The following is a 14,573-nucleotide window of genomic DNA, read 5'->3' as shown; positions in this document are numbered from 1 at the left end:
GTTCAGTTCTTCAGGGGCGCCGGGTTTGAAAATTGATGTGGAAACTGGCGCGGCAGCGTCAGCATGAAGGTCGAGCCGATTCCAGGCCGGCTCGCGACATCGACCGAGCCGCCCAGCAGGCCGGCCAGGCGGCGGCATAGCGGCAGGCCCAGGCCAGTTCCCTTGCTGCGCCGCTGCAGCGGATTCTCGACCTGGGCGAATTCCTCGAAGATCAGGTGCAGATGGGCGCCGTCGATGCCGATGCCGGTGTCGGTCACGGCGAAGGTCAGCGTGCCGGCCGCAACATCCTCGGCCGCGCTGACCCGTACCGAACCCTCCTCGGTAAATTTCAAGGCGTTCGAGATGAAGTTGCGCAGGATCTGCGCCAGCATGGTCTCGTCCGACTCGAAGGGAGCCAGGTCGCCGCCGTCGTCGAACACCAGTTCCACGCGCTCGGAATCGACCAGCGGGCGCATCATGCCTTTCAAGGCGCGGAACAGGTTCTCGACCACGACCGGCGCCAGTTGCGCCTCGACCCGCCCGGCCTCGATCTTGGCCAGGTCGAGCAGGTCGTTGACCAGCTCCGACATCTCGGTGGCGGTGCGCTCGATCAGGAAGACCTGGCGCTCCTGTTCTTCGGTCAGATCGCCGTCCATGCGGTCGAGCAGGAGCTTGGACAGCGCGCGGATCGACGACAGCGGCGTGCGCAATTCGTGGCTGGTGTTCGACAGGAAGCGCGACTTCATTTCGTCGGCGCTGCGCAGGCGCTCGGCCTTGTCCTCGATCTCGGCATACAGGGCGACGATGCCGCGGTTGGTGTCTTCCAGCTCGCGCGTGAGCGACAGCAAGTGTTCCTGGCGCTCGCGCAGTTCGGCCAGGGTTTCGACCAGCTCGCGGTTCTGCTGCTGCATTTCCTCGAAGGAGCTGCCGATCGGCGTGGACGCCAGCTCGGTGGCGACCTGCGCCAGCCGCGCCGGGCTGAGCGCGACCGGCAGGGATTTGCGCATGCGCACGCCCGGCGTGGAGCCGGTGGTGTCAAGGTCGCAGCTGCTCATCAGGCGCTGCGCCGTCACCAGCGCCGCGTCGAACACGGCCGCCGCCTCGCTGTGCGGCGCGGCGGCCCGGTACCTGTTCACCAGCACTTCGAGCTGCTGGCGCTCCTGGCGTCCATCGGGACCGACCAGCGAAAACACCGCGCGGGCGCCCGTGCCGCAGGCCGCCCGCGCCACTTCCGAGACGACGGTGGCGATCCGGACCTGGTCCTGCTTGTTAAAGCCGAGCAGCGCCGATACCTGGCGCGCCCGCTGGCGTACCAGCACCACGTCCTTGTCGCTGTCGAGTGCGACGGCAAGGATGCGCTGGTTCATACGCGGCCCGGGCCTCGGCGCACGACGAGCACCATCGCATCGTCGCGGCGGCGGATGAAGTCGCGCATCAGGATGGCCGCCACCAGCGCCGGACTTCTCGCCATCAGGCCCGGGTAGCGCTCCAGGTCCCACTGGGTCTGGATGCCGTCCGAGTGCAGGATGCAGAAGGCGCCCGGCGGGCAAGGCGCGCTGAACTCCTGCACCTTGCGCATGTTGTGGCCGACGATACCGGGATGAGAGATCAACGCACGGCGGACGTCGCCATCGATCACATAGGCGCCGATGTTGCCGATGCCGGCCAAGCGCACGACGTTGTTCTCGAAATCAATGCGCGCCGCCGCCAGCGCCGCGCCACGCGTGCCGCGCAGCGCCTCGTGCGCCGCGTTCACCAGCGCGGTCGGTTCCGACGACGGCAGGCGATGCAATTCCCGCAGCGCCGCTTGCGCCGCGGCGGCCGCCACGGGGCCATGGCCGAGGCCGTCGACCGCCAGCAGGGTAGCCCCGCGCGCATCGCAGGCCACGCCCCAGCCGTCGCCGCATTCGTCCTCGCCCGCCAGCGGCACCGTCAGGGCGCCGACCTCGACCCGGCACAGGCCCGGTCCCGCCTCGTCGCGCCACAGGCGCATGAAGAACACGGCCCCGCTGCCGGGGAGCGACCAGACATCGAATTCGTTGGACAGACGGCCCAGCGCGCCGAGCCCGGTACCAGCGGTGCCGACCGTGGACATGCCGTCGCGCAAGCAGGCGTCGAGATCGGCGATGCCGGGGCCATTATCCACGGCCAGCACATCGACCCCGGGCACGCCTTCTGACTGGGCCACGTTCAGGTAGAGCATCCCCTCGCCCGCATGCTTGAGCAGGTTGGTGCCGGCCTCGGTGATGATCAGGGCCAGTTGGCCGGCCCGTGTTTCGTTAAAACCCAGCTCGATTGCCAGCTTCTGGCCGGCGCGGCGCGCCGCCGAGATGTCGCTGGCGTGCACGATCGCATAGGCATGTTGGGTGCTCAGGGAGCTGATCAGCGTTTCCATTTCACGACCGCGATGGCGGTCCCCTCTTTGATCCGGGTGTCAATGTCGAATTCGTCGACAAGGCGCTTCGAACCGCCCAGGCCAAGGCCCAGGCCGCCGCCAGTGGTGTAGCCGTCGCGCAGCGCCAGCTCGAGGTCGGGAATGCCGGGGCCGTTGTCGACGAAGACCAGGGCGACGCCGTTGCGCAAGCCGTCGCTCAGCTTATCCAGGTAAACCGCACCGCCGCCGCCATACTTGATCGTGTTGCGCGCCAGTTCGCTCGCTGCAGTGATCAGCTTGGTCTGGTCGACCAGCGACAGGCCGATGGCGACCGCGCGCTCGCGCACGTGGCGGCGCAAGCCGACCACGTCCTCGTCGGTACGCAAGGGCAGAACGACGCGTTCGATGCGCTGCCTGGCATTACGTTCCAACAAGTCCGTCTCGAATTCGACTGCGGAAGCATTCGCAGTACTCATCTATTGAAATTCTTTCCGAGAAGGTTCATGCCCTTCTCGACGTTCAGCGCGGTTTTTACCCCGTGCAGGGTCAGGCCCAGCTCGACCAGGGTGATGGCGACGGCCGGCTGCATGCCAACCACCACGGTCTGGGCGTCGAGCACGCGCGCCATGGCTGCGGTATTGCTGATCATACGCCCGATAAAGGAATCGACCAGGTCGAGCGCGGAGATGTCGATCAGGACGCCCTTGGCGTTGTCGCGCACGATACGCTCGGTCAGATCGTCCTGCAAGGTCATGGCCAGGCGGTCGTGCATGTCGACCTGAATGGTGACCAGCAGCAGGTCACCCATCCGCAGGATAGGAATACGTTCCATCGTTGCTCCTGTCCTGATCAGTTCTTGCGGGCGACGGTGACCGAGGCGCCGGTGCGCTCGAGGGCGACCAGGAAGGCGTCGGCCAGAGTGGCCTTGGTGACGACGTCTTCCAGGTTCACGCCGAGGTGGACGATGGTCTGGGCGATCTGCGGGCGGATGCCGCTGATGATGCAGTCGGCGCCCATCAGGCGTGCGGCCGCGATCGTCTTCATCAGGTGCTGGGCCACCAGGGTATCGACCATCGGCACGCCGGTGATGTCGATGATGGCGATGACAGCGCCGGTGTCGACGATCTTTTGCAGGATGTTTTCCATCACCACTTGAGTACGCGCCGAATCGAGCGTGCCGATCAGCGGCAGCGCCAGGATGCCGTCCCACAGCTTGACGACCGGGGTCGACAGCTCGAGCAGTTCCTGCTGCTGGCGCACGATGATCTGGTCGCGTGTTCTCTGGAACACTTCGATGGTGTACAGGCCGAACTTGTCGAGCAGCGAACTGACCGCCCAGGAGCCGGCCGCCAGCGTCTGCGGCTCATCGGCAAAGGCGACCGTCAACTGGGCGAACAGCGGCTGCTTCAGCGAAAACACGAAGCTGGCCGTCTCGCTCGGGGTCGAACCGCTCTTCGCGCGGCTGGACGAAATGTCGGTCAGCAGATCCCGCACCTCGTCCCACGAACGGTGTTCGATGTTCTCGAGTTCGCCATCACGGGTAGCGACGGCAAACGCCGCCAGGAACTGCTGGCAATGGTTGCGCAGCTGTTCGCGCGAGCTGCTGGTGCTGCGCACGAGCATCGCTTCAAGCTGGGAAATCCACTGCGAGCCGATCTCGGCCTCGTGTTCCTGGATGATCTGGCTGATACGGGCGGCGTTTTCTTTCGTGGTCATCGATAGGTCCTGGTTTTGGTCGTTGCTGGATGGATGCGTCCGTATTGACAAACGAACTGCCCCACAATTAGAGAATCATTAACTATAACACTTCTGCTATTGAATTTACGTAACGTTTCTACGGTGCGCGGGACGTCCTCCCGCGCCCGGAATCCGGCTACCCCTGCCCGCATTCAAACCCTTGATTCCAAACAATGTTCAGTCACGAAGGAATGGGTAGCCTGATGTCTTGCGCCAGAACAACTGCAAGCACCATTGTTCGGTGCTGCAGATCCAGCTTCAGGGACAAGACCATGAAATTCATCTTCGGCCGGCGTGAAAAGTTCTTGTATCGGCGCAATCCGGTGTACGCCAGCTTCATTGCCGGCACCAAGTTCGGGCTGCTGCTGGCGGGCCTGGCTTACCTCGTCATTCGGCTGGTGTAAGTAAACAAAAAAACCGCCAGGCTCACGCACTGGCGGTTTCGTTTTCAGCGCTGATTGAAAGCGCTGTCGCTGTCGGCTTACTGCGCGGCAGCTTCCACCGGATCCGCCGCCTTCATCGACAGCTTCAAACGGCCGCGCTCGTCGGTCTCGAGGACCTTCACGCGCACTGCCTGGCCTTCTTTCAGGTAGTCGGCAACGGCGGCGACGCGCTCGTTGGCGATCTGCGAGATGTGCAGCAGGCCGTCCTTGCCCGGCATAACCTGCACGATGGCGCCGAAGTCGAGCAGTTTCAGCACGGTGCCGTCGTAGGTCTTGCCTACTTCGACCGAAACGGTCGGCTCTTCGATGCGGCGCTTGGCTTCCTGGCCGGCGGCGGCGTCGACGGACGCGATGGTGACGATGCCTTCGTCGGTGATGTCGATAACAGCATTCACTGTCGGAACAGTCTTTCCATCCAACTCAATAAACCTAAATATGCAACGCTCGTCTTATCAAGCAGAGATCCTTCAACTGTAAAATACAATCCCTCTCCCGGCTTCTGCTGCCAAGCCAGCCACGTCGCTACGTCAGCCTTCCGGCGTCGAACCGTAACAAATTTCGGTGATTCGATCGCAGTAACCGTTGCCTGTGCATGCGAAAAAAGCGCTAAATTTTCGTCATTAATGACGCTGCAAATCCAGTCCTCTAAGGTTCCCTCATCGCGATTATTCGGCATCACCCAAAGACCGAACTCAGCCAAACCATCTTGGTGCGAAAAAACTAGGCCGCCCTCTGGCAATACTATAGGGTGACCATCGAACCCAAAATCTCGAACAATTCTGGCAACCTGATCTACAGTCCGCTGAAATCCGCCACCGTCTCTAATTTGATCCGAATCCACGATTAGAGCAAGACGCTCCAACCGAGCATCCGCGAGCTGCTGCAGCAAAATTGGAAGATGGTTAATGGCGCCTTGTTTCGTGTTCCTTTCGCCACCAACGTCACGAGGCTTAGCAACCGTCACATTTGCCCTTAAAGCATGGACTCGACAGAATTCTTCGTAAAAACTCTTATCGTTACGTCCCTCTACTAACAAAAGAGAGCTGACTTTTCCCATCAACGTACCTCAACATCTGACTGAGTAATATTACAGAGTTGTTCTTCATCGAAAACGGTAGCTATAACTTTTCCGCGCTCGCTAGTTCGCACGCTGCGACCAACCCTAAACAAAACTCCATCAACATCTTCTCTCGCCGTCGCAACCGTCGCAAAACTTTCAATACAGTCCCAGCTATGCGTTGTAGCAAAAACTTGGATATCGAGTTTTACGGCAAGATCAAACACCAGATCCCAAACTTTTTCCTGTACGCTGTAATGAAGACCATTCTCAAACTCATCTATCAAGAGGAACCCCCCTCTCGCAGGAAACACCTTCAGCACGAGCTGCAGCACTCGAAGCATTCCGTCACCAAGACTATTCAACGGAACTGGACGATCATGATTAGATAAGCGGACCTTTGCAGAGCGAGCAAAAGGCCGACGCCCGTAGGCCGTTTCCTCATTCCGAACAAAAGTTATGTCTTCGAATTCAGGCGTTATGGAGCGAAGCGCTTGCTTCACTATATCTTGACTATCGGTGAGAGCAATTTTATCCCACTCGTCCGCCAATTCATCAATTGATATGAATTGCGTTGGTATTACGCTGCACGGAATACCTCCCGGAAAATCGTACACCGACGATCTGATACGGCTGTTTGAATTATCTAGACGCAATATGGTAGTTCGATCCCCCTTCTGTACCCACAGTGCTTGCTTCGGATCTTCGTCGAACGCCACTAACGAAAGCTCATCTTTAGGGATTCTCTTCCGACGAGTCCTCACCGTAATTGCTTCGCCAGCCTCATCACTCACGCTTTCGTTTATCTCGACATAATAGCCATGCTGAATTTGCAAAAGATTACCAACAGATGGATCGCCAAACTCGATAGCCGTGCTATCTTCCGAAGGAAACCGCCGACCACAAAAGAAATCTTCGAATGGGAGTTGGGGATCCGCCTCGTCGCGCTGCCCCTCCCTAAATCTGTACTTTTCGTCGTGTCCAGCTGCGATCGATTCCAGGAGGGCTAAATTTGCATTTCCAGCAAAAATCTGGAGCGCCTCAAGGACCGTGCTCTTTCCGGAATTATTTTTTCCCACAATTAGATTTACTCGTCCGAGCTTCGCAATATGTAAATCACTCAACGAGCGAAAATTTTTTATTTCAAATGAATTCAACATTGAGATATCTCCAGCCAGACGTGTACAAAAAAGTGAGCAATTCCAAAAACTAAGGCTCTTCTTTAATAAATTAATCGATCCAAATTTTGCTATGTTATCAAGGAAAAATTAATTAAAATTTTCCGAATGAATACTTGCCCAGAAAGTTGTTGTTGCATCAAGCAGACTCAAGAAAACGATGCATCTTGCACGTTACTCGAAATACTCACTATTGTAGCTTCGATCCCATCATGCGAGCGAGACTTATGGAAACGATTGTCGTAGCTGCGGTCATGTGGAAGTTGCTACTTGAATCCAACAATAAGGAATGCAGGCCAAAGCAAACTGTAAGCCGACGTATGCAAAAAAACCGCCAGGCTCACGCACTGGCGGTTTCGTTTTAGCGGTTCTCCGCCACTGCCTTACTGCGCCGCAGCTTCCACCGGATCAGCCGCCTTCATCGACAGCTTCAAACGGCCGCGCTCGTCGGTCTCGAGGACCTTCACGCGCACTGCCTGGCCTTCTTTCAGATAGTCGGCAACGGCGGCGACGCGCTCGTTGGCGATCTGCGAGATGTGCAGCAGGCCGTCCTTGCCAGGCATGACCTGGACGATGGCGCCGAAGTCGAGCAGTTTCAGCACGGTGCCGTCGTAGGTCTTGCCCACTTCGACCGAAGCGGTCAGCTCTTCGATGCGGCGCTTGGCTTCCTGGCCGGCAGCGGCGTCGACCGAGGCGATGGTGACGATGCCTTCGTCGGTGATGTCGATCTGGGTGCCGGTCTCTTCGGTCAGCGCGCGGATGACGGCGCCGCCCTTGCCGATGACGTCACGGATCTTCTCCGGGTTGATCTTGATCGTGATCAGGCGTGGTGCGAAGTCAGACAGTTCGGTCTTCACGTTCGGCACGGCGCGCTGCATCTCGGCCAGGATGTGCTGGCGGGCTTCCTTGGCTTGCGCCAGCGCCACCTGCATGATCTCCTTGGTGATGCCCATGATCTTGATGTCCATCTGCAGCGCCGTGATACCCGCTGGGGTACCGGCTACCTTGAAGTCCATGTCGCCCAGGTGGTCTTCGTCGCCGAGGATGTCGGTCAGGACAGCGAACTTGCCGCCTTCCTTGATCAGGCCCATGGCGATGCCGGCGACGTGCGCCTTCATCGGCACGCCGGCGTCCATCAGTGCCAGGCAGCCGCCGCAGACAGAAGCCATCGACGAGGAACCGTTCGATTCGGTGATTTCCGACACCAGGCGCACCGAGTAGCTGAAGTCTTCCGGGTTAGGCAGGGCGGCGACCAGCGCGCGCTTGGCGAGGCGGCCGTGGCCGATTTCGCGGCGCTTCGGGGTGCCGACGCGGCCGGTTTCGCCGGTGGCGAACGGAGGCATGTTGTAGTGCATCATGAAGTCGTCGGTGTACTCGCCCATCAGCGCGTCGATCTTCTGGCTGTCGCGGGCGGTGCCGAGGGTCGCGATGACCAGCGCCTGGGTTTCGCCGCGGGTGAACAGGGCCGAACCGTGGGTACGCGGCAGCACGCCGGTGCGGATCGCGATCGGACGCACGGTGCGGGTGTCGCGGCCGTCGATGCGTGGCTCGCCGTCCAGGATCTGGGTACGCACGACCTTGGCTTCCATGTCGAACAGGATGTTGCCGACGTCGCCGCTGTCGGCCTGGATGCCGTGCGACTGCAGGGCCGCCATGACTTCCGAGGACAAGGACTTCAGCTTTTGCTGGCGCGCCGATTTTTCGCGGGTCTGGTAAGCGTCACGGATTTTTTCCGCGGCCAGCTCGGTGACCTGGGCGATCAGGGTTTCGTTCTTGGCTGGAGCGGTCCACTCGACTTCCGGCTTGCCGCCTTCGGCCACCAGGTCGTGGATCGCGTCGATGACGACACGCATCTGGTCGTGGCCGAAGACGACCGCGCCCAGCATGATTTCTTCGGACAGCTGCTGCGCTTCGGATTCGACCATCAGCACGGCCGTTTCGGTACCGGCGACGACCAGGTCCATCTGCGAGGTCTTGAGCTGGGTGGTGCTCGGGTTCAGGATGTACTGGCCGTTGGCATAGCCGACGCGGGCGGCGCCGATCGGGCCGTTGAACGGGACGCCTGCGATGCACAGGGCAGCCGAGGCGCCGATCATCGCAGGGATGTCCGGATCGATCTCAGGGTTGACCGACAGCACGTGGATGATGACCTGGACTTCGTTCAGGTAGCCTTCCGGGAACAGCGGGCGGATCGGACGGTCGATCAGGCGCGAGGTGAGCGTTTCTTTTTCGGAAGGACGGCCTTCGCGCTTGAAGAAACCGCCCGGGATTTTACCGGCAGCATACGTTTTCTCGATGTAATCGACGGTCAGCGGGAAGAAATCCTGGCCAGGCTTGGCGTCCTTGCGAGCGACGACGGTAGCCAGCACGACGGTGTCTTCGACCGACACCAGGACGGCGCCGGAGGCTTGACGGGCGATTTCACCAGTTTCCAGGGTGACGGTGTGTTGGCCGTACTGGAAGGTCTTCGTAACTTTATTAAACATTGGTAATCCCTTTCTAATTGCCGACAGATTTTCAGGAGCTGTCGTTCACCTCACCGCTGTACTTCTAAAACAAAAAATGCCCGCGACAGCAAACTGACGCAGGCATTTCTTTGACTAAACCGTCTGGCGCAAAAATTACTTACGCAGGCCGAGTTTGGCGATCAGGTCGCGATAACGGCCCAGGTCTTTGCTCTTCAGGTAAGACAGCAGGCTCTTGCGGCGGTTGACCATCATGATCAGGCCGCGGCGCGAGTGGTGGTCTTTCTGGTGGGCTTTGAAGTGGCCGTTCAGTTCGTTGATGCGTGCAGTCAGCAGCGCGACCTGGACTTCCGGCGAACCGGTATCGTTCTGGCCACGTGCGTTGTCGGCGATAATCGCCGCTTTGTCGATGTGTTCTACGGACATGATGTTACCTTTCACATGCGGTGCAAGAGTCGTAACCCAGCGCACCGTGATTTGATTAAAAAATCCTGCCCTTGCGGACAGACCCGCCAGTATATGCGAAAACGCCTGGCGTCACCAGCATTTGCTGGCCGAAGCTGGGGCATGATGGGGTTTTCGGGAGCTTCGCGATGAACAAGATGATGAAACTGGCAAGGACCTGCTCAGCCGTATCGATGGTCGCCGTATTGCTGGCGGCCTGTTCCGGCCCGCTGTTTCGGCAAACTCCGCTCCTCGGCGACCCGCTCGCCGCCGTCACCGCCAAGATGGGGCAGCCGACAAGCGTGTATCCGGCGCCCGACGGCCAGGTGCTCGAGTACGCGACCGGCCCGATGGGCCAGTACACCTACATGGCGCGCATCGGGCCCGACGGCCGGCTGGCCTCCTACGAGCAGGTGCTGACCGGCGAAACCTTCGCCAAAATCAGGATCGACCAGGCCACCAAGGCCGACGTGCTGCGCACCATCGGCCGACCCGCCGAACGCTCGCGCGTGGCCCAGCGCAACTACGAAGTCTGGTCCTATCGCTACAAGGAAGCGGGCGTGTGGAATTCGCTGATGCACGTGCATTTCGACGAGAACGGCGTCGTGCGGCAAATGCTCAACGGGCCGGATCCGATGTTCGACGTCAAGGATCGCAGTCCCTTTTAAGGAGCCGCACCCCTGCTCCGCACAAAGGCCTCGACCGCATCGAGGGTCGGCGCCAGCTTGCGCAGCGAGTTCGACAAGGATGCCACCAGGGTGGTGTGGGTCACGCCGTCGTAGTAGACCTCGCGCACCGGCACCTGCACCGCACGCAACCTGGTCGCCATGCCGCCGGTGTTCCGTACCGGATTGACGAGCGTGTCCTTGTTGGCCGCGATCAGGAGCGCCGGTGGCGAGGACGCGCGCACGTGGTAGGCCGGTTGCGAGTCAGGCGGCGTGTTCGGCGCATTGAAGACGGGTTGCGTGGTCCGGTTCTGCACCGGCAGGAAATCGTAGGGGCCGGCCAGGCCGATCCAGCCGCGCACACTGTCCGGCTTCATGCCCTCTTTCCCCAGCCAGCGCGGGTCGAGCGCCAGCATGGCGGCGTTATACGCACCGGCGCTGTGGCCCATCAGGAAGATGTTTGCCGGGTCGCCACCATGCTTGCCGGCTTCGCGCGCTGCCCAGGCGACGGCGCCGGCGCCGTCGACCAGGAAGTCCGGGTAGCGCACCTGCGGATACAGGCGGTAGTCCGGTACCACGACGACGAAACCACGCGCGGCCAGCGCCCGCCCGACAAAGGCATAATCGGCGCGCTCGCCGCTGACCCAGTTGCCGCCATAGAAAAAGACGATGACGGGAGCCTTCTCGGCCTTGCTTGCCGGGCGATAGACGTCGAGCATGTTGCGCGCATCGGGGCCGTAGCGGATGCTGGTCGTGGCCTGCACGCTGCCGGCGGGCGAGACCGCGTTCAGCGCCCCTAGCGGCGAACAGGCGGACAGCAGCGCGGCGACAAGGACGGCTGCAGCGGAAAGGATGGGTTTGATCATGGCCCGAGTATAGGGGCCGGGCGGGGAACAGGCCGCACAGCAGGCGGGCGCATGCATACGCGATTAGTGACCTGAAGTGAACAACTGGCCATATACTGTTGCGCTATGGGTAACACACACGCTTCCTTGCAGCAGCCTCGCTACCTCGCCGGGGTCGGGATTTCGCTGGCGCTGCACCTGCTGCTGGTCCTGCTGTGGCAGGCCTCGCGCCCTGCCCTGGCGCCGAACGCCGAGATGCCGGAAATGCAGTTCGTGCGCGTGCTGCCGCTGCCTGACGTGGCCGAACCACGGCCGGCGCCAGCGCCAGCGCCAGCCCTGCCCCCGCCGGCGCGTGCCCGCTCGCAGGCCCGGGCGCAGGCGCCGGCGCTTGCCTCCCTGCCCGTAGCTCCCGCGGCAAGCACCACGCCCGAACCCGAAGCGGCCATCCCCTCTGCCTCCATTCCTTCCAGCGGCGAGCTGCTCGCGCGCGCAAAAGCCGCCGCCGGCGCCATCGACGGCGCACTGCGCCAGGAAAACCCGCGGCGCGGCATCCAGGCGCCGATCGTCACGGCCACGATGCGGCTCGAGCGCGGCATCGCCCGCGCCGCCGAGATGGCGCCGAACAAGTGGTATGAGGCGCCGAAGATCAGCGAAGTCCAGGACCCGGGCGGCTATGGACGCCGGCGCTACCGGGTCGTCACGGCAGGCGGCACCTATTGCATGACCTATGAATCGAACCACGCACCGGACGGCATCGACAGCATGCAGCACGGGATCAAGTCGAAGAAAACCACCTGCGACCCGGACGAGGAACCGGCCGCCGTCCAGGACTGGAAGCACAAAAACTTATAATTGGGGATGCGCCCGCTCCACCTTCGAGTGCAGCTTGTTCAGCCCGGACAGATAGGCCTTGGCCGAAGCCACCACGATGTCCGGATCGGCGCCGACGCCATTCACGATGCGGCCCTCGCGCGACAGCCGCATCGTCACCTCTCCCTGGGAATCGGTGCCGTAGCTGATGGCGTTGATCGAGAACAGGATCAGTTCCGCGCCCGTTTTCGCCTGGCTTTCGATGGCGTTCACGGTGGCGTCGACCGGGCCGTCGCCGCTGCCTTCGCAGGCATGCTCCTGGCCGTCGATCGCGAACACCACCCGCGCATGCGGCAACTGGCCGGTTTCCGAACGCTGCGCCAGCGACACGAAGCGGAAGTACTCGCCCTCCTGCGCATGGTCGGCGGCCGAGACCAGCGCCATGATGTCCTCGTCGAAAATCTCGCTCTTGCGGTCGGCCAGGTCCTTGAAGCGGGCAAAGGCGTCGTTCACCTCCGCTTCCGATTCCAGTTCGATGCCGAGCTCCTGCAGGCGCGCCTTGAAGGCGTTGCGCCCGGAGAGCTTGCCGAGCACGATCTTGCTCGCGTGCCAGCCGACGTCCTCGGCGCGCATGATCTCGTAGGTTTCGCGCGCTTTCAGCATGCCGTCCTGGTGGATGCCCGAGGCGTGGGCAAACGCGTTCGCGCCCACCACCGCCTTGTTCGGCTGCACCGCGAAGCCGGTGATCTGCGCCACCATTTTCGAGGCCGGCACGATCTGCGTGGTGTCGATGCCGACGGTCAGCTTGTAGTAGTCGGCGCGGGTGCGCAGCGCCATCACCACTTCTTCCAGGGCCGTGTTGCCGGCGCGCTCGCCCAGGCCGTTGATCGTGCATTCGATCTGGCGCGCCCCGCCGATGGCCACGCCGGCCAGCGAATTGGCCACCGCCAGCCCGAGGTCGTTATGGCAGTGCACCGACCACACCGCCTTGTCGGAATTCGGCACGCGCTCGCGCAGGCGGCGGATGGTCTCGCCGAAGACTTCGGGCGTGGCATAGCCGACCGTGTCGGGGAAGTTGATGGTGGTGGCGCCCTCCCGGATCACGGCTTCGAGCACGCGGCAGAGGAAATCTTCTTCCGAACGGCTGCCGTCTTCCGGAGAAAACTCGATGTCGTCGGTGTAGTTGCGCGCATAACGGATGGCCTGGATCGCCTGCTGCAGCACCTGCTCCGGCTCCATGCGCAGCTTGACCTTCATGTGCAGCGGCGAGGTGGCGATGAAGGTGTGGATGCGCTTGCGCTCGGCCGGGGCCAGCGCTTCCGCGGCGCGCGCGATGTCGGCCTGGTTGGCGCGCGAGAGCGAGCAGATGGTCGACTCGCGCACCGCCATCGAAATGGCGCGGATCGCCTCGAAGTCGCCGTTGGAGGAGGCGGCAAAGCCGGCCTCGATGACGTCAACCCTTAGCCGCTCGAGCTGGCGCGCGATGCGTACCTTTTCGTCCTTGGTCATCGAGGCGCCCGGCGATTGCTCGCCGTCGCGCAGGGTGGTGTCGAAAATAATCAGGCGGTTCGGGTCGATCATGACAGCTCCAGTCAGCGCTTGTTAATCAAGGAGCGCCGCCGGGCCGACCATGTCGGGACTAACGGCGCTCGGTTTCTTCGATCGGATCGTCGTCGCTCGGGATGATCGATACCCGCTTGCCCTTGGCACGCTGGATCGCAAACACCACATAGCCCGACAAGCCGTAAATCACAAAAATCGGCCACAACACTTTCGGTGGGTCGATCGCCACCAGCGCAAACGCGAGGGCAATCAGGAACACCACGATGAACGGTACCGACTTGCGGAAGTTCACGTCCTTGAAGCTATAAAACGGCACGTTCGACACCATCGTCAGGCCGGCGAACACCGCCAGGCACCACGACACCCAATCCACCTGGCGCGCGCTGATGTTGATGTCCGGATCGATCATGAACATGATGAAGCCGACCACCAGGCCCGCCGCCGCCGGGCTGGGCAAGCCCTGGAAGAAGCGCTTGTCCACCACCTCGATATTCGTGTTGAAGCGGGCCAGGCGCAGCGCCGCACCGGCGCAGTAGATGAAGGCCGCGATCCAGCCCCACTTGCCCAGGCCGCGCAGCGACCACTCGTAAATCACCAGCGCCGGCGCCGCACCAAAGGACACCATGTCCGACAAACTGTCGTACTGCGCGCCGAACTCCGACTGCGTATTGGTCATGCGCGCAACCCGTCCGTCCAGCCCATCCAGAATCATCGCGATGAACACGGCCCAGCAGGCGTGGTCGAAGCGCTGGTTCATCGCCATCACGATCGCGTAGAAACCGCAGAACAGGGCCGCCGTCGTGAACGCATTCGGCAGCAGGTAAATGCCGCGTCCGCGCGGCCCGCCCTTGTCCTCGGTCCGGCGGCCGAAGCGCTTCAGGCGGGAGAATCGTGGCGCCCGCGGTGCTCCGCCGTTTTTCTTGCGTCGTGGGAAGGTTGGCATAAAGTTCCGTATTCAAATAAATGTGCCTTAAGGCTGTCTCCGCATTATAGAGGCGGAAACAGCATGTTAG

Annotated in this window: 15 protein-coding genes and 1 pseudogene; 3 read left to right on the top strand and 13 right to left on the bottom strand. The window is 61.7% G+C overall.

Features of this window, described 5'->3' with window-relative positions; translation table 11 throughout:
• Positions 1-2 precede the first annotated feature (2 nt).
• The 5 genes from AC56KZ_RS16830 to AC56KZ_RS16810 are packed head-to-tail and all read right to left on the bottom strand — an operon-like array spanning position 3 to position 4,069.
• Complete coding sequence (locus AC56KZ_RS16830) at positions 3-1,346, bottom strand: ATP-binding protein (protein WP_497163332.1); 1,344 nt, start codon at positions 1,344-1,346, stop codon at positions 3-5.
• Complete coding sequence (locus tag AC56KZ_RS16825) at positions 1,343-2,374, bottom strand: ATP-binding SpoIIE family protein phosphatase (protein WP_497163331.1); 1,032 nt, start codon at positions 2,372-2,374, stop codon at positions 1,343-1,345. Before AC56KZ_RS16825 ends, AC56KZ_RS16830 begins: the two co-directional genes overlap by 4 nt.
• Positions 2,362-2,829 carry an anti-sigma regulatory factor gene (locus tag AC56KZ_RS16820; RefSeq protein WP_497163330.1) on the bottom strand — a complete coding sequence of 156 codons (468 nt, stop codon included), beginning with the start codon at positions 2,827-2,829 and terminating at the stop codon, positions 2,362-2,364. Before AC56KZ_RS16820 ends, AC56KZ_RS16825 begins: the two co-directional genes overlap by 13 nt.
• Positions 2,826-3,185 carry an STAS domain-containing protein gene (locus AC56KZ_RS16815; protein ID WP_497163329.1) on the bottom strand — a complete coding sequence of 120 codons (360 nt, stop codon included), beginning with the start codon at positions 3,183-3,185 and terminating at the stop codon, positions 2,826-2,828. The genes AC56KZ_RS16820 and AC56KZ_RS16815 overlap by 4 nt, the downstream gene beginning before the upstream one ends.
• A gap of 17 nt (positions 3,186-3,202) precedes the next feature.
• Positions 3,203-4,069: an STAS domain-containing protein gene (locus AC56KZ_RS16810; RefSeq protein WP_497163328.1), complete on the bottom strand. Its 867-nt coding sequence runs from the start codon at positions 4,067-4,069 to the stop codon at positions 3,203-3,205.
• Between the two features lie 293 nt (positions 4,070-4,362).
• Between AC56KZ_RS16810 and AC56KZ_RS16805 the strand changes: the two genes are divergently transcribed.
• Positions 4,363-4,494 (top strand): hypothetical protein, encoded by a 132-nt coding sequence (locus tag AC56KZ_RS16805; RefSeq protein ID WP_497163327.1) that lies wholly within the window; start codon positions 4,363-4,365, stop codon positions 4,492-4,494.
• A gap of 77 nt (positions 4,495-4,571) precedes the next feature.
• On the opposite strand, the pseudogene AC56KZ_RS16800 reads toward AC56KZ_RS16805, so the two are convergent.
• The 5 genes and pseudogenes from AC56KZ_RS16800 to rpsO all read right to left on the bottom strand — a co-directional run.
• A pseudogene (locus AC56KZ_RS16800) lies at positions 4,572-4,916 on the bottom strand (S1 RNA-binding domain-containing protein); the annotation flags it as partial.
• A gap of 8 nt (positions 4,917-4,924) precedes the next feature.
• Positions 4,925-5,590 (bottom strand): DUF3226 domain-containing protein, encoded by a 666-nt coding sequence (locus tag AC56KZ_RS16795; RefSeq protein ID WP_497163326.1) that lies wholly within the window; start codon positions 5,588-5,590, stop codon positions 4,925-4,927.
• Entirely contained in the window at positions 5,590-6,750 is a 1,161-nt protein-coding gene (locus AC56KZ_RS16790; RefSeq protein ID WP_497163325.1) for an AAA family ATPase, read from the bottom strand. Before AC56KZ_RS16790 ends, AC56KZ_RS16795 begins: the two co-directional genes overlap by 1 nt.
• 401 nt (positions 6,751-7,151) lie before the next feature.
• Entirely contained in the window at positions 7,152-9,254 is a 2,103-nt protein-coding gene (gene pnp / locus AC56KZ_RS16785) for a polyribonucleotide nucleotidyltransferase (protein WP_497163324.1), read from the bottom strand.
• Between the two features lie 135 nt (positions 9,255-9,389).
• Positions 9,390-9,659, bottom strand: coding sequence for a 30S ribosomal protein S15 (rpsO, locus tag AC56KZ_RS16780; protein ID WP_497163323.1), 270 nt, complete (start codon positions 9,657-9,659; stop codon positions 9,390-9,392).
• 167 nt (positions 9,660-9,826) lie between these two features.
• On the opposite strand from rpsO, the gene AC56KZ_RS16775 reads away from it, so the two are divergent.
• Positions 9,827-10,345, top strand: a complete 519-nt coding sequence (locus AC56KZ_RS16775) for a hypothetical protein (RefSeq protein ID WP_497163322.1) — start codon at positions 9,827-9,829, stop codon at positions 10,343-10,345.
• On the opposite strand, the gene AC56KZ_RS16770 is transcribed toward AC56KZ_RS16775, so the two are convergent.
• Positions 10,342-11,208 (bottom strand): alpha/beta hydrolase, encoded by an 867-nt coding sequence (locus AC56KZ_RS16770; RefSeq protein ID WP_497163321.1) that lies wholly within the window; start codon positions 11,206-11,208, stop codon positions 10,342-10,344. The two genes, AC56KZ_RS16775 and AC56KZ_RS16770, sit on opposite strands and share 4 nt — an antisense overlap.
• Before the next feature lie 126 nt (positions 11,209-11,334).
• Here AC56KZ_RS16770 and AC56KZ_RS16765 point away from each other — a divergent pair, with 126 nt between their 5' ends.
• Positions 11,335-12,039, top strand: a complete 705-nt coding sequence (locus AC56KZ_RS16765; RefSeq protein WP_497163320.1) for a hypothetical protein — start codon at positions 11,335-11,337, stop codon at positions 12,037-12,039.
• Here the strand turns inward: AC56KZ_RS16765 and AC56KZ_RS16760 are convergent.
• Together AC56KZ_RS16760 and pssA are read right to left on the bottom strand one after the other, a co-directional pair.
• On the bottom strand, positions 12,034-13,578 hold the full coding sequence (locus AC56KZ_RS16760) for a 2-isopropylmalate synthase (protein ID WP_497163319.1): 1,545 nt from the start codon (positions 13,576-13,578) through the stop codon (positions 12,034-12,036). The two genes, AC56KZ_RS16765 and AC56KZ_RS16760, sit on opposite strands and share 6 nt — an antisense overlap.
• A 58-nt stretch (positions 13,579-13,636) precedes the next feature.
• A complete protein-coding gene (gene pssA / locus AC56KZ_RS16755) occupies positions 13,637-14,503 on the bottom strand; it encodes a CDP-diacylglycerol--serine O-phosphatidyltransferase (RefSeq protein WP_497163318.1) in 867 nt (288 codons plus the stop codon).
• Positions 14,504-14,573 lie beyond the last annotated feature (70 nt).

The organism is Telluria sp. LT2P34 (assembly GCF_059685915.1).
Note: the sequence above shows the minus strand (reverse complement) of the source record. Positions and strands in the feature narration are given on the sequence as shown.

Coding starts and splice junctions, on each gene's coding strand:
- AC56KZ_RS16830 (WP_497163332.1), bottom strand. CDS start 1,346: ATGAACCAGCGCATCCTTGCCGTCGCACTCGACAGCGACAAGGACGTG.
- AC56KZ_RS16825 (WP_497163331.1), bottom strand. CDS start 2,374: ATGGAAACGCTGATCAGCTCCCTGAGCACCCAACATGCCTATGCGATC.
- AC56KZ_RS16820 (WP_497163330.1), bottom strand. CDS start 2,829: ATGAGTACTGCGAATGCTTCCGCAGTCGAATTCGAGACGGACTTGTTG.
- AC56KZ_RS16815 (WP_497163329.1), bottom strand. CDS start 3,185: ATGGAACGTATTCCTATCCTGCGGATGGGTGACCTGCTGCTGGTCACC.
- AC56KZ_RS16810 (WP_497163328.1), bottom strand. CDS start 4,069: ATGACCACGAAAGAAAACGCCGCCCGTATCAGCCAGATCATCCAGGAA.
- AC56KZ_RS16805 (WP_497163327.1), top strand. CDS start 4,363: ATGAAATTCATCTTCGGCCGGCGTGAAAAGTTCTTGTATCGGCGCAAT.
- AC56KZ_RS16795 (WP_497163326.1), bottom strand. CDS start 5,590: ATGGGAAAAGTCAGCTCTCTTTTGTTAGTAGAGGGACGTAACGATAAG.
- AC56KZ_RS16790 (WP_497163325.1), bottom strand. CDS start 6,750: ATGTTGAATTCATTTGAAATAAAAAATTTTCGCTCGTTGAGTGATTTA.
- pnp (WP_497163324.1), bottom strand. CDS start 9,254: ATGTTTAATAAAGTTACGAAGACCTTCCAGTACGGCCAACACACCGTC.
- rpsO (WP_497163323.1), bottom strand. CDS start 9,659: ATGTCCGTAGAACACATCGACAAAGCGGCGATTATCGCCGACAACGCA.
- AC56KZ_RS16775 (WP_497163322.1), top strand. CDS start 9,827: ATGAACAAGATGATGAAACTGGCAAGGACCTGCTCAGCCGTATCGATG.
- AC56KZ_RS16770 (WP_497163321.1), bottom strand. CDS start 11,208: ATGATCAAACCCATCCTTTCCGCTGCAGCCGTCCTTGTCGCCGCGCTG.
- AC56KZ_RS16760 (WP_497163319.1), bottom strand. CDS start 13,578: ATGATCGACCCGAACCGCCTGATTATTTTCGACACCACCCTGCGCGAC.
- pssA (WP_497163318.1), bottom strand. CDS start 14,503: ATGCCAACCTTCCCACGACGCAAGAAAAACGGCGGAGCACCGCGGGCG.